The sequence below is a fragment of the Nocardioides sp. YIM 152315 genome, assembly GCF_029210375.1.
Taxonomy (GTDB): domain Bacteria; phylum Actinomycetota; class Actinomycetes; order Propionibacteriales; family Nocardioidaceae; genus Nocardioides.
In genome coordinates this window covers 341,870-354,707 of record NZ_JARGER010000038.1, presented here as the reverse complement: position 1 = coordinate 354,707, position 12,838 = coordinate 341,870, and the positions used below count along the sequence as shown (strand labels likewise).

General features: G+C 72.9%; 13 protein-coding genes. 6 read left to right on the top strand and 7 right to left on the bottom strand.

Features of this window, described 5'->3' with window-relative positions; translation table 11 throughout:
• Positions 1–76 precede the first annotated feature (76 nt).
• On the top strand, positions 77–715 hold the full coding sequence (locus PZ894_RS16190; protein WP_275746423.1) for a TrmH family RNA methyltransferase: 639 nt from the start codon (positions 77–79) through the stop codon (positions 713–715).
• 6 nt (positions 716–721) lie between these two features.
• Here the strand turns inward: PZ894_RS16190 and PZ894_RS16185 are convergent, their stop codons facing one another.
• Genes PZ894_RS16185 through PZ894_RS16175 form a run of 3 tightly spaced genes read right to left on the bottom strand, consistent with a single transcriptional unit; the run spans position 722 to position 2,172 of the window.
• Positions 722–1,213, bottom strand: coding sequence for a SigE family RNA polymerase sigma factor (locus tag PZ894_RS16185; RefSeq protein ID WP_275746348.1), 492 nt, complete (start codon positions 1,211–1,213; stop codon positions 722–724).
• On the bottom strand, positions 1,210–1,350 hold the full coding sequence (locus PZ894_RS16180) for a hypothetical protein (RefSeq protein WP_275746346.1): 141 nt from the start codon (positions 1,348–1,350) through the stop codon (positions 1,210–1,212). Before PZ894_RS16180 ends, PZ894_RS16185 begins: the two co-directional genes overlap by 4 nt.
• Positions 1,351–1,410: 60 nt before the next feature.
• Positions 1,411–2,172 (bottom strand): hypothetical protein, encoded by a 762-nt coding sequence (locus PZ894_RS16175; protein ID WP_275746344.1) that lies wholly within the window; start codon positions 2,170–2,172, stop codon positions 1,411–1,413.
• A gap of 170 nt (positions 2,173–2,342) precedes the next feature.
• Between PZ894_RS16175 and fbaA the strand changes: the two genes are divergently transcribed.
• Positions 2,343–3,374 (top strand): class II fructose-bisphosphate aldolase, encoded by a 1,032-nt coding sequence (gene fbaA / locus PZ894_RS16170; RefSeq protein WP_275746342.1) that lies wholly within the window; start codon positions 2,343–2,345, stop codon positions 3,372–3,374.
• Between the two features lie 146 nt (positions 3,375–3,520).
• On the opposite strand, the gene PZ894_RS16165 is transcribed toward fbaA, so the two are convergent.
• Entirely contained in the window at positions 3,521–5,035 is a 1,515-nt protein-coding gene (locus PZ894_RS16165) for a DHA2 family efflux MFS transporter permease subunit (RefSeq protein ID WP_275746340.1), read from the bottom strand.
• 117 nt (positions 5,036–5,152) lie between these two features.
• Between PZ894_RS16165 and PZ894_RS16160 the strand changes: the two genes are divergently transcribed.
• On the top strand, positions 5,153–5,581 hold the full coding sequence (locus tag PZ894_RS16160) for a DUF3151 domain-containing protein (RefSeq protein WP_275746338.1): 429 nt from the start codon (positions 5,153–5,155) through the stop codon (positions 5,579–5,581).
• Here the strand turns inward: PZ894_RS16160 and PZ894_RS16155 are convergent.
• Complete coding sequence (locus PZ894_RS16155; RefSeq protein ID WP_275746336.1) at positions 5,554–6,465, bottom strand: LysR substrate-binding domain-containing protein; 912 nt, start codon at positions 6,463–6,465, stop codon at positions 5,554–5,556. The two genes, PZ894_RS16160 and PZ894_RS16155, sit on opposite strands and share 28 nt — an antisense overlap.
• Before the next feature lie 70 nt (positions 6,466–6,535).
• On the opposite strand from PZ894_RS16155, the gene PZ894_RS16150 reads away from it, so the two are divergent.
• Positions 6,536–7,492, top strand: coding sequence for a putative sulfate exporter family transporter (locus PZ894_RS16150; RefSeq protein WP_275746334.1), 957 nt, complete (start codon positions 6,536–6,538; stop codon positions 7,490–7,492).
• Here the strand turns inward: PZ894_RS16150 and lysS are convergent.
• Positions 7,482–9,164 (bottom strand): lysine--tRNA ligase, encoded by a 1,683-nt coding sequence (lysS, locus tag PZ894_RS16145; RefSeq protein ID WP_275746332.1) that lies wholly within the window; start codon positions 9,162–9,164, stop codon positions 7,482–7,484. The two genes, PZ894_RS16150 and lysS, sit on opposite strands and share 11 nt — an antisense overlap.
• A 245-nt stretch (positions 9,165–9,409) precedes the next feature.
• Between lysS and PZ894_RS16140 the strand changes: the two genes are divergently transcribed.
• Positions 9,410–10,390, top strand: coding sequence for a helix-turn-helix transcriptional regulator (locus PZ894_RS16140; RefSeq protein ID WP_275746330.1), 981 nt, complete (start codon positions 9,410–9,412; stop codon positions 10,388–10,390).
• A 119-nt stretch (positions 10,391–10,509) separates the two neighbouring features.
• On the opposite strand, the gene PZ894_RS16135 is transcribed toward PZ894_RS16140, so the two are convergent.
• Positions 10,510–11,421 carry a diacylglycerol kinase family protein gene (locus PZ894_RS16135; protein ID WP_275746328.1) on the bottom strand — a complete coding sequence of 304 codons (912 nt, stop codon included), beginning with the start codon at positions 11,419–11,421 and terminating at the stop codon, positions 10,510–10,512.
• A gap of 126 nt (positions 11,422–11,547) precedes the next feature.
• Here PZ894_RS16135 and PZ894_RS16130 point away from each other — a divergent pair, with 126 nt between their 5' ends.
• A complete protein-coding gene (locus PZ894_RS16130) occupies positions 11,548–12,831 on the top strand; it encodes an adenylosuccinate synthase (protein WP_275746327.1) in 1,284 nt (427 codons plus the stop codon).
• The last annotated feature ends 7 nt before the right edge of the window (positions 12,832–12,838 follow it).

Here is a 12,838-nt window from a genome sequence, read left to right as displayed (position 1 = left end):
TACCTCCCGGTGGGTGACGGCCACTACTGTCGCGCGGGTGGAGGGCGACGACGAGCCCCGCGCGCCGTACGACCCGATGCCGCACGGGCCGCCCGAGGTGGGCGTCGGGCCGTGGGACGGGCCGCGGCCGGAGGGGCAGCAGTACGACGCGTCGCTGCTCGCCGAGGGTGACCGGCGCAACGTGGTCGACCGCTACCGCTACTGGACCGTCGAGGCGATCGTCGCCGACCTCGACTCGAGACGCCACGACTTCCACGTCGCGATCGAGAACTGGCAGCACGACTTCAACATCGGGACCATCGTGCGGTCCGCGAACGCCTTCCTCGCCGCCGAGGTGCACATCGTCGGCAACCGGCGGTGGAACCGCCGCGGCGCGATGGTGACCGACCGCTACCAGCACGTCCGGCACCACCCGTCGGTCGCCGAGCTCGCGGCGTCCCTGCACGAGCGCGGCGTCGTGCTGTACGGCGTGGACAACCTGCCCGGGTCCCTCCATCTGGAGACCACCTCGCTCCCGCGGCGGGTCTGCCTCCTCTTCGGCCAGGAGGGTCCGGGCCTCTCCGCGGCCGCCCGGGAGGCGTGCGACGCGACGTTCTCGATCGCGCAGTTCGGCTCGACGAGGTCGATCAACGCCTCCGCCGCCGCGGCCATCGCCATGCACGCCTGGGTGCGGCAGCACGCCGACCTCTCCGGCGATGACGCCTGGCGGGGATAGCGCAGCTCAGCGCTGCTCGGCCAGCACGGCGCGCAACGACGCGAGCGCCCGATGGCTGTGCGACTTGACGGTGCCCTCGCTGATCCTCAGCTCGTTCGCGGTCTCGGCGACGGAGAGGCCGAGCCAGTGGCGGAGCACGACGACCTTGCGCTGCATCACCGGAAGCGCCTGGAGGGCGTCGAAGAGCGCGGACCGCTCCTCGACCGGCACCCCGTCGGGTGCCGCCCGTTCCCGCTCCGGGAGCCCCGGCGACTCCCGCCGCCAGGGGCGCCGCGCCTCGTCGATGCCGGCCCGCACGATGATCGTGCGGACGTAGGCCTCCTCCCGGCCGTCGCGGTTGATCCGGGGCCACGCGACGTAGAGCTTCGTCAGCGCGGTCTGCACGAGGTCGTCGGCCCGGTGCCAGTCGCCACAGATCGCGTACGCGACGCGGCGCAGGTGGGTCCGGCGAGCGCGGACGAACTCCGAGAACGCGGCGTCGCGCTCGGCGGCCCTCACAGCAGGCCACCGCCGCCCTCGGCGTACCGGCTGCGCGCGAAGTCGAGGAATGCGTCGAGCGTCGCGCCGATCTCCGGCCCCGCCTCGACCGCGATGAACTGGGGCTCCGGGACGTCCGCGGTGCTGCGAGCGAGCACGTAGTAGCGACTGCCGTCGAGGCGGACCTCGGCGACGGCGCTGCGGTCGCGGGCGGTCGCCTAGCTGTCCGGCAGATCGGGATGCGGACGCTGCTGGAGCAGCGTCACACCGTCGAGTGGTGCCAGCTCCTCGGTGCCATCGGCGAAGCGGACCAGTGGTACGTCGGTGCGACCGGGCCACCCCGCGCCGGGGGTCGTCGCCGCGCTCGGCGCGTCGCCGTCGAGCGGGAACGTGGACTTCTCCCGCGCGACCCAGCTGTCGAAGTCGGTGTGGACGAACCGCGCGGGCATGCTGCTCGAGGAGCCGCTGCCCTGCTTGTCGACGTACCCGACCCACCAGGTGACCTCGCCCCGGGCGCCGCGGTAGGACACGGCCACGGACCAGGCGCCGTCCGGACGGAGGTGCAGGGGGTCGTCGACCACCTTCAGGATCTTCACCTTGGGCGAGACGTGCAGTCCGTCCGGCTGGGCGGCGAGCGGCCAGTTCAGGGGCAGGTTGCGGTCGCGGATGACCGGGGTGCTTGCGGCCCGGTCGTCGTCCTCGGGTCGGGTCGGCGGGGGTGGCGCGTCGACGGCGGTGGAGGCGCTCGCGCTCGGTGACGGTGCGGCGGGCTCCGGCGTCCCGTGGTCGCCGCCATCGCCGCTGGTGACGATCGCGGTGGCACCGACGGCGATGACGGCCACGACGAGCATCGACCCGGCCTCGGCCAGCCGCCGGCGGTGGAGCGCCGCGCGGCCCCGGGCCACCAGCAGCTCCGGTGCGGGCGTGGGCGGACCGTCGCCGAACGAACGGTCGATCTCGTCGCGGATGTCGGTGTCCATGCTGGTGATACGCAGCGCGCGGGCCGTGGGTTGTCAGCCGGCGAGGAGTTTCTGCAGCGCGACGACCGCGTCGGGTGTCGATGCTGAGCGTCGCGCAGCGTGCGAGCCCGTGGAACGAGTCGTCTAGGGTCGGGGGCAGAGATCCGCCGCCGTCCGAGGAGCGCAGTCAGATGCCCATCGTCACCCCCGAGAAGTACGCCGAGATGCTGGACACCGCCAAGGCGGGAGCATTCGCCTTCCCGGCGATCAACGTCTCCTCCTCGCAGACCCTCAACGCGGCCCTCAAGGGTTTCGCGGACGCCGGCTCCGACGGCATCATCCAGGTCTCGACCGGCGGCGCGGAGTACCTCTCCGGCCCGTCGGTGAAGGACATGGTCTCCGGGTCGGTGGCGTTCGCGGCGTACGCCGCGGAGGTGGCGAGGAACTACCCGGTCAACATCGCGCTGCACACCGACCACTGCCCCAAGGACAAGCTCGACGGCTTCGTCCGGCCGCTGCTGGCGATCAGCGAGGAGCGCGTCTCCCGCGGCGAGGCGCCGCTCTTCCAGTCCCACATGTGGGACGGCTCGGCCGTGCCGCTCGATGAGAACCTCGCCATCGCGGAGGACCTGCTCGACCGCTCCATCAAGGCGAAGGTGATCCTCGAGATCGAGGTCGGCGTCGTCGGCGGCGAGGAGGACGGCGTCGAGAACGCCATCAACGAGAAGCTCTACTCCACGCCCGAGGACGCCGTCGCCACGGCGCGGGCGCTCGGCTACGGCGACCGCGGCTACTACATGACCGCCCTGACGTTCGGCAACGTGCACGGTGTCTACAAGCCCGGCAACGTCAAGCTCCGTCCCGAGGTGCTGCAGGAGGCCCAGGCGGCGGTCGTGAAGGAGTTCGACCTCGACGCCGGCTCGAAGCCCTTCCACCTCGTCTTCCACGGCGGCTCCGGCTCGTCGGCGGAGGAGATCGGCGCGGCGGTCGACTACGGCGTGGTGAAGATGAACGTCGACACCGACACCCAGTACGCCTTCACCCGCCCGGTCGCCGCGCACATGTTCCAGAACTACGACGGCGTGCTCAAGGTCGACGGCGAGGTCGGCAACAAGAAGGCCTACGACCCGCGCGCCTGGGGCAAGGCGGGCGAGGCCGGCATGGCCGCCCGCGTCGTCGAGGCCTGCGAGAACCTGCGCGCGGCCGGTAAGTCGATCGGCTGAGCCGCTCGCGATGTAACGCGGGATTATGGTCGCTGGAGCCGTCGCACGCCACGTGTGGAGCGTCCATAACCCCGCGTTACAGCTGACGGGTGGCCCGGGCCGACGTGTCACCACGCGCCTGGAGCGACCACAACCCCGCGTTACAGCTAGTCGGCCGCTGCGGCAGGCGCCGGAGCCGCGGTGTAGCCCTCGTGCTTGGGCTTCTCGAAGCACAGCGCGGCGATGAAGCCCAGGACGAAGGCCGCGGTCGGCAGCAGCACCGAGGTCGACATGGCGTTGCTGAACGACTCCGCGACCGCGGGCGGCAGCCCACCGCCGGAGGCGGCGCCTTCGCCGCCCTGGTACGACGGCAGCCCCTCGGCCGCGAGCCGCGCGTCGATCAGCACGGCGATGGCCGCGGAGCCCAGCACCGCGCCGACCTGACGGGTGGCGTTGTAGACGCCGGAGCCTGCGCCGGCCAGCTGCACGGGCAGGTTGCGCGTCGCCGTGGCGCTGTTGGGCGCCCAGACGAAGGCGTTGCCGATGCCGAAGATCACCATCGGCGGGACCGTCCACCAGATCGACGTGTCGGGCGTCATCACCCGGGTCAGCCACAGGAGGCCGACGAACAGGCACACGAAGCCGAAGCCCGTCAGCAGACGTGGGTGCACCCGGTCGGTGAGCCGGCCCACGACCTTCGCCAGGACGATGGTCATCACCGCCATCGGCACCAACAGCAGCGCCGCGCGGGTCGGGCTCAGCTCGCGCACCACCTGGGCCCAGATCATGATGGGGATCGCGAGTGCGGTGATCGAGAACCCCATCACCGAGATCGCGACGTTGGCCAGGGAGAAGTTGCGGTCGCGGAAGAGCCGCAGCGGGACGAGGGGCTCGGCCCTGTTGCGCGCCTGCCAGAGGACGAAGAGGGCGAGCACGGCCAGGCCCGCGACGATCATCGACCAGATGACGGCGTTCCAGTCGTACTGGTGGCCCTCCTGGATGCCGAACACCAGCAGGAACATGCCCGCGCCGCTCAGCGCCACGCCCAGCCAGTCGAAGCGGTGGGTGTGGGTCGGGAGCGTCGGCACCAGCCGCGCGGCCAGCACGAAGCCGACGACGCCGACCGGCACGTTGATGAAGAAGATCCACTCCCAGCCGAGGCCGTCGACCAGGACCCCGCCGAGGATCGGGCCGACCAGCGTCGCGACGCCCGCGGTGGCGCCCCACAGCGACATCGCCGCACCGCGGCGGTCGGCGGGGAAGATCCGGGTGATGATCGCCATCGTCTGGGGCGTGATCATCGAGGCGCCGATGCCCTGCGCGACCCGCGCCGCGATCAGCATCTCGATGGAGTTCGTGAGCCCGCACCACAGCGACGCGAGCGTGAACACGGTCAGGCCGACCATGTAGACGTTCTTCGGCCCGAACCGGTCGCCCAGGCGCCCGGTGATCAGCACGGGCGCCGCGTAGGCCAGCAGGTAGGCGCTGGTCACCCAGACGACGTCGTTCACGTCGGCGTGCAGGTCGTCGATGATCGCCGGCGTCGCGACCGACACGATGGTGGTGTCGACGAGGATCATGAAGAACCCGATGCACAGCGCGAACAGCGCCGGCCACGGCTCCTTGCCTCCGGTGGGGTCGGGACTCGTCGGCTGCGCTGCCTGGGCTGGTCGTTGGGTCACAGACCTACCTAACACCCGACCATGGACAATTGCTTCCATGAGCGAGCGGAGCGAGCGAACCTTCCGAGGCAGCGTGACCTGTGCCTCATGCGCGCACGGAGCGAAGCGGGTGCGCGCATGAGTGACTTCAGCGGGCAGGACCTGATGGCGGGCCCCCCGCCCACCCACCTCCCCGAGGACCCGGCGGCCGCGGAGCTGACGCCGGGTGCGGACGCCATGGAGGTCGTCCGCCGACACCCGGAGTCACCGGTTGCGTGGGCGACCCTGGCGACCCTCGCGGCCGAGGCCGAGGACGACCCGGTGACGATCTACGCGTACGCGCGGGTGGGCTACCACCGCAGCCTCGACCTGCTCCGCCGCAACGGCTGGAAGGGTCACGGCCCGGTGCCGTGGGAGCACGAGCCCAACCGTGGCTTCCTCACCTGTCTCGCCCTGCTGGCCCTGGCCGCGCAGGCGATCGGCGAGGATGCGGAGTGGGAGCGCTGCTCGACCTTCCTGCGCGACTCGAGCCAGACTGCCTACGACGAGCTGCTCGCCGAGGACTGAGCCCGCGCCACCCGCACCAGGTCGGCGGCGGCGCCCGCCGGCCTCCGGCCGGGCAGCCAGACGGCGCGCAGGGCGCGGGTGAGGTCGAGGCCGTCGACGGGGACGGCGACCAGCAGGCCGGTCGCCAGCTCGGCCTTCACCGCGAGCTCGCTGAGCACGGCGGCCGACTCGCCCGCGGCCGCCTTCACGGCGGCCGTGCTGGCGAGCTCCAGGCGAGACGGGCCGAGCGCGAGCCCGGCGCGGTCGAGCGCGCGCACCAGCGTCTCGCGCGTCCCCGAGCCCGCCTCGCGCAGGACCAGGTCGCCGGCGACCAGGTCGCCGGGCGAGAGCGGCGTACGCCGCCGGGCCCACGGGTGCTCCGGCCCGACGACCACGACGAGTGTGTCGCGCGCGACGGCCGTCGACGACAGCGAGCGCGGGACCGTCGGTGACTCGACGAACCCGAGCGCGACCTCGCCCCGCTCGACCCGGTCGAGGACCTCGACGGAGTTGCCGACCTCGAGGCTGACGTTGAGGTCCGGGTGGCTCCGCCGGAAGCGGGCCAGCCATCGCGGCGCGAGGTGCTCCGCGATCGTCAGGCTGGCTGCGACGGTCAGGTGTGCCGCCCGCTGCTCGGCCAGCGACCGGGCGCCCATGCTGATCCGGTCGACCGCGGTGATCGCCTCCCGGGCCCACGCGACCACGACCTCGCCCTCGGTGGTCAGCCGCGACCCGGCGGGGGTGCGCACGAGCAGTGTCAGCCCGAGCCTGCGCTCGAGGCGACTCAGCGCGCGGCTGGCGTTGGGCTGGGCCATGCCGGCGGCTCGGGCCGCCGCGCCGAGCGATCCCGACTCCGCGACCCGGACCAACAGGTCGAGGGCGGTCAGGTCCGGTCGCGTGCTCATGCGTCGATGATATGAGTCGGTGCCCGAACGACGGCTACCGGCGCGCCCCGCGTGGCCCGAGGCTGGAGCCATGGTCGCCCGACTCGTGCCCGGACTCGCGCTGGCCGCCGCCGGCGGCTCGGCGGCGCTGCTCACGCACGCCGTCGTGCCGGCGCTGAGCCCGACGCTCGTGGCGATCCTGCTCGGCCTCCTGCTCGCGAGCCGAGGCGGCGTCGCGAGCGCGAGCCGGGCGGGGCTCCGGGTCGCGTCGCGCCAGGTGCTGCGGGTGGGCGTCGCCCTGCTGGGCCTGCAGGTCGTGCTGCCGGAGCTGCTGGCGCTCGGCTGGCCCGTGCTGGTGGTCGTCGCAGGTGTCGTCGTGGGCGGGATCGCCGGCACGCTCGCCCTGGCCCGCCCGCTCGGCGTACCTCCCGAGCGGGCGCTGCTCGTCGCCTGCGGCTTCTCGATCTGCGGTGCGGCGGCGGTCGCCGCGGTCGACGGCGTGCGGAGGTCGAAGGACGAGGACGTCGCCACGGTCGTCTCGCTCGTGGTCGTGTGGGGGAGCGTCGCCATGCTCGCGCTCCCGCTGGGCGCGATGGCGCTCGGCCTCCCGCCGACCGCGGCCGGCGCCTGGTCGGGCGCGTCGGTCCACGAGGTCGGCCAGGTGGTCGTCGCAGGCGGCCTGATCGGCGGCGTCGCGCTGCAGGTCGCGGTCGCGATCAAGCTCGGCCGGGTGCTGATGCTCGCGCCCGTGCTCGCCGCGATCTCCTACCGGTCTCGGCGTGCTGCCGAGGTCCGCCCGCGACTCGTGCCGGTGTTCCTGGTCGGGTTCGTCGCGTGCGGTCTGGTCCGGGACGTCCTTCCCGGGCCGGTGCTCGACGTCGCCTCGGCGGTGCAGGAGGCGGCGCTCGCCATGGCGATGTTCGCCCTCGGCTGCAGCCTGGAGCCCGCCGTGCTCCGGCGGACCGGACGGCCGCTGCTCGCCCTCGCGGGGTGCGCCACGGTGCTCGTGGCGCTGCTCGGGCTGCCGGCGGCGCTGCTCACGGCGTGAGCAGCGCCCGCACCTTCGCAGGCCCGAGGGCGAGGAAGAGCGTCGGCAGGCGCGGGCCGCGGTCGGCGTCGACGAGCAGGTTGTAGAGGAGCCGGAAGAAGTCCTTCTGGTCCTGCTTGACCTGGTCGGTCGGTGCGTCCTCGAGGCCGAGACCCCGGGCGAGCTTGGGCACGCCGTAGATCAGCGCCGTCGTCTGCTCGAGCTCCAGCCGGTCGGGCAGTCGGTCGAGCAGCTGGCGCAGCCAGAGCTCCTCGTCCTCCGACAGCTCCGCGAGCCGCAAAGTGTCGGGTGTCTCGCGGACCGTCGTGCGGTCCTCGCTCGGCACGAACTCGGTCGTCCAGCTCATCGCCCTGCCCAGCCGGGGCTGGAGGTCGTCGACCGAGTCGTGCGCGTGGCCGACGTCGCCGACGATCCGGCTGATCAGCTCGGCGCTGCCCGCGGTGACGTCGGCGACCGACGAGAGGAGCCGGAAGGGCACGACCACCGGCGGAGTCGGCAGCCTGCCGGCCGCGGCCGTGGCCGAGGCCCGCTCGAACGCCAGCACCTGGGCGTCGCGCTTCGACCCGTCGTCGGCCTTGCGGCCGAGCGCGTCCCACTCGTCGTACAGCCGCACGACCTCGGGACCGAAGTCGATGTTGAACGCCTGCTTCGGCTGGCGGCGCACGTAGAGCCACCGCAGGATCGGGGCCTCGAGGATCTTCAGCGCGTCGGCGGCGGTGGGCACGCCGCCGGCCGACGACGACATCTTCTGCACGCCCGCGAAGCCCACGAACGCGTAGGCGACGTACGACGGGGCCCGGAAGTCGAAGACCCGCTTCACCAGCTCCTTGCCGACCGTGTACGACGAGCCGGGTGTCGAGTGGTCGAGGCCGCCGGGCTCGAAGTCGACGCCCTCGTGGGCCCAGCGCATCGGCCAGTCGACCTTCCACACCAGCTTGCCCTCGTGCTGGGTCGCCACGTTGGTCACGCCGACGAAGCCGCACGACGAGCAGGTGTAGGAGAGGTCGGTCGTCTCGTCGTCGTATGCCGTCACCTCGACGGTGTCGCGCCCGCACCGGCGGCAGTAGGGCTTGTAGGGGAAGCGGGCGAGCGACCCGTCGCCGGTCGGCTCGTCGTCCTCGTCGGCGACGGAGTCCTCGACCGCCTCGGCCTTCTTGGTGCGGTGCTTGCCGAGCACCTCCTCGATGACGTCGCGGTGGCGGATCGCGTGCAGGACCTGCTCGGTGTAGGCGCCGGACCGGTACTGCTCGGTCTGCGACACCTCCTCCATCTCGATGCCCATCTCGGCGAGCGCGGCGCGCAGGGGCGCCTTGAAGTGCTCGGCCCACGACTCGTGGCACTGCCACGGGTCGGGCACGGCGGAGAGCGGGCGGCCGATGTGCTCGGCCCAGGCCGGGTCGACCCCGGCGGGGACCTTGCGGAAGCGGTCGAAGTCGTCCCAGCTGTGCAGGTGGCGCACCGCGGTGCCGCGACGGCGGATCTCCTCGGCGACGAAGTGCGGGGTGATGAACTCGCGCAGGTTGCCCAGGTGGATCGGGCCGGACGGACTGGCCCCGGAGGCGCACGTGATGACCCGGTCGCCGCCCCCGGTCTCGCGGGCGTGGCGGATCGCGTCGTCGGCGGCGCGGGTGACCCAGTCGTGCGGCTCGCCGGACTGCGCGCCTCGTGCCATCGGTGGTGCTCCTGCGTGTGGGGCCGGGGGGTAGGGCGGCCCACGCTACCGGTCGCGTCCGGCCGGAAACGCAGGAGTGCCGGGACCACCGCCCAGTGGGGTCCCGGCACCTCCTGCGGCGCGCACCGGCGCACGACCTCATCCCCCGACGTGGGTCGTGCGGCGTGGCGGCGCCTGGCGGCATCTTCGCACTGACACCTCCGTGCCAGGCCGCGCCAAGCGGCCGCTGGCACTAACATGCCACCATGGGCGGATCCGGCACGCTGCTGACCGCGCTCGGCTACCCGGCCGAGCTGGATCGGCTCTACCAGCGACTGCGACCGCAGTCCGGTCGGACGCTCGACCGGGTCGCCGCCGACATGCTCCGCAGTCCCGAGGAGCTGCTCGAGGAGGTCGCGCTCCTCGTCGAGGCGGGGATCGTCGCGCTGGTGGACGCGCGGCTGCAGGTGCTGACGCCCGTCGAGGCGCTGCGCGGCGCCGTCGAGGCGCAGGTCGCCCATGCCGGGCGCACCCAGCGGCTCCTCGCCGGCGTCGGCCAGGCGATCGACGTGCTGGCCGTCGAGCAGCAGCTGTCGATCAGTGCCGACGCGAGCACCGAGCCGGTCCGGGGCGAGGTCTGGGTCGGGGGTGACGCGTTCGAGCGGGTGCGGAGCATGGTGCTCGACAACCAGGGCGACCTGGCCTGGCTGCGGCCCGACCAGTGGCGAGGGCCGCGTGAGGACCGGATGATCGGCCTGGTCGCCGAGGCGGTCGCCGGCGGGCGTGCCTCACGGGCCATCTACCCAGTGCGGGCGCTGCACGATGCCCCGGATGTGCTGGCGGCGCGGCGGCGTGCGGGCGAGCAGGTCCGGGTGCTGCCCGAGCTCCCGACCCGGCTGCTCGTCGTCGGCGACTCCCACGCGGTGGTCCCGGAGCCGCTCGGCCTGGCCGACCTGCCGCTGTCGATCGTGCAGCAGCGCGGCGTGGTCGAGGCACTGCGGACGTGGTTCGACGAGCTCTGGGGCCGGGCCGCGGTGCCGACGCTCGGCGGCGTCGAGCCACTGGTCGACCTGCGCCGGTTCCTGCTCGAGCAGCTCGCCGCCGGCGCGCACGACGAGCAGATCGCGCGCAAGCTCGGCATCAGCCTGCGCACGGTGCGGCGCCGGGTTGCCGGGCTGATGACCGAGCTCGGCGCCGACTCCCGCTTCCAGGCCGGCGTCGAGGCCGCCCGGCGGGGCTGGGTCTAGGTCTTCCCCCGATCAACAACGGTGGTTTCGAGACAGGCGCTTCGCGCCGTCCTCAACCACCGAAACCGGGCCGCGGTGGTTGAGGAGGGACGGAGTCCCGTCTCGAAACCACCCGGGCGTCAGGGCAGCAGGAGGTGGTACGCCGCGGTCTCGACGCGCCACGAGCGTTGCCGCTCCGGTCCGTAGACCTCGCCGTCCCCGCTGCACCAGAACGGGCCGCCGGCGACCGTGACCCGTTCGCCCCGCAGGTAGGTCACGTCGTCGCGGTGGTGGTGGGTCGCGAACCCGAGCCGCAGCCCGTACAGGACGCGCGCCAACGGGCCCGTCGAGCGGGAGACCATCACGTCCAGCCTGCCGTCGTGCGGGTCGGCCTCGGGGGTCAGGTGGGTGCCGCCGCCGACCGACGGGCCGTTGCCGACCGCCACCTGCAGCACCGGTTCGTCGACGTCGCACACCGGCTCGCCGTCGACCTCGACGCGCAGTCGCACGGTGGGCGGGTCGATCGCGGTCATCGCGGCGCCGATCGGGTAGCCGAGCCTCCCGAGGTTGACGCGGCCGACGCCGACCGCGCCGAGCCGCTCCTTCCAGCCCGCGCCCCGTCGGCTGGCCTCGGCGCCCGCGCCGACGTGCACGCTGTTGACGACGACCTCGCCGACCTCGTCGACCACCAGGTCCATGGGCCGCGGCGTGCCGTCGAGCACCACGCGCGCGGCCTCCTCCGGGTCGAGCGGGACGTCGGTGCCCCGGGCGAAGTCGTTGCCCGTCCCGAGCGGGATCAGCCCGAGCACGGCGTCCTTGAGCTCGCGACGCCGGTGCAGCGCGGCGACGACGGCGTGCAGGCTCCCGTCGCCGCCCGCCACGACGATGCGGCGCGACCCGGCCCGGTGCAGCACGCCGTCGAGCTCGCCGGGGTTGCTCGTCGAGGCGACCTCGACCGACGCCTTCTCGCGGAGCACGGCGAGCGCCGCCGCCAGTCGCTCCTCGTCCGAGGTGCCGGCCGCGGCGTTCGTGATCACGAGCAGCGGGTCCACTCCGCGGACCCTAGCCGACGACACAGGTCGCCAAACCACCCTTTGGTAGCGTGTGGCCGCAAGAGCTCCGGTGCACTTGTGCCGGAGCTGCTTCGTTTCCAGAGGGATTCCCAGAGGGAGCAGTGCATGCCGGCGATCGCCATCATCGGAGCCCAGTGGGGCGACGAGGGGAAGGGCAAGGCCACCGACCTCCTCGGCAGCCGCGTCGACTACGTCGTGAAGTTCAACGGGGGCAACAACGCCGGTCACACGGTGGTCGTCGGCGACGAGAAGTACGCACTGCACCTGCTGCCCAGCGGCATCCTCACGCCGGGCTGCACGCCGGTCATCGGCAACGGCGTCGTCGTCGACCTCGCCGTGCTCTTCCACGAGCTCGAGGACCTCGAGGCCCGCGGCGTCGACACCGGTCGCCTGCGCGTGAGCGCCAACGCGCACGTCATCGCCGACTACAACCGCACCCTCGACAAGGTGACCGAGCGGTTCCTCGGCTCGCGCCGGATCGGTACGACGGGGCGCGGCATCGGCCCGACGTACGCCGACAAGATGAACCGGATCGGCATCCGGATCCAGGACATCTTCGACGAGAAGATCCTGCGGCAGAAGGTCGAGGGCGTCCTCGACCTCAAGGCCCAGGTGCTGACCAAGATCTACAACCGTCGTCCGGCCACCGTCGACGAGACCGTCGACGAGCTGCTGGCCTTCGCCGACCGGCTCGCGCCGATGGTCTGCGACACCGGGCTGCTGCTCAACCAGGCGCTCGACCGCGGCGAGACAGTGCTCCTCGAGGCCGGCCAGGCGACGCTGCTCGACGTCGACCACGGGACCTACCCGTTCGTGACGTCGTCGTCGGCGACCTCCGGCGGCGCGTGCACGGGCTCCGGCATCCCGCCGACGCGACTCGGGCAGGTCATCGGGATCGTCAAGGCCTACACCACGCGGGTCGGCGAGGGCCCGTTCCCGACCGAGCTCCACGACGACGCGGGCGAGCACCTGCGCAAGGTCGGCGCGGAGTACGGCACCACCACCGGCCGACCGCGCCGCTGCGGCTGGTACGACGCGGTCATCGCCCGCTACGCCGCGCGCGTCAACGGCGTCACCGACTTCGTGCTCACCAAGCTCGACGTGCTCACCGGCCTCGAGCGGGTGCCGGTCTGCGTCGCGTACGACGTCGACGGCACCCGCCACGACGAGATGCCGGTCAACCAGAGCGACTTCCACCACGCCGTCCCGATCTACGAGCACCTCGACGGCTGGTGGGAGGACATCTCCGGCGCCCGCACCTTCGAGGACCTGCCGGCCAACGCGCAGCGCTACGTCGAGGCGGTCGAGGCGATGTCCGGCGCCCGCATCTCGGCGGTCGGCGTCGGCCCGTCGCGCGCCGCGACCGTGGTGCGGCACGAGCTGATCTGAGCCGCGC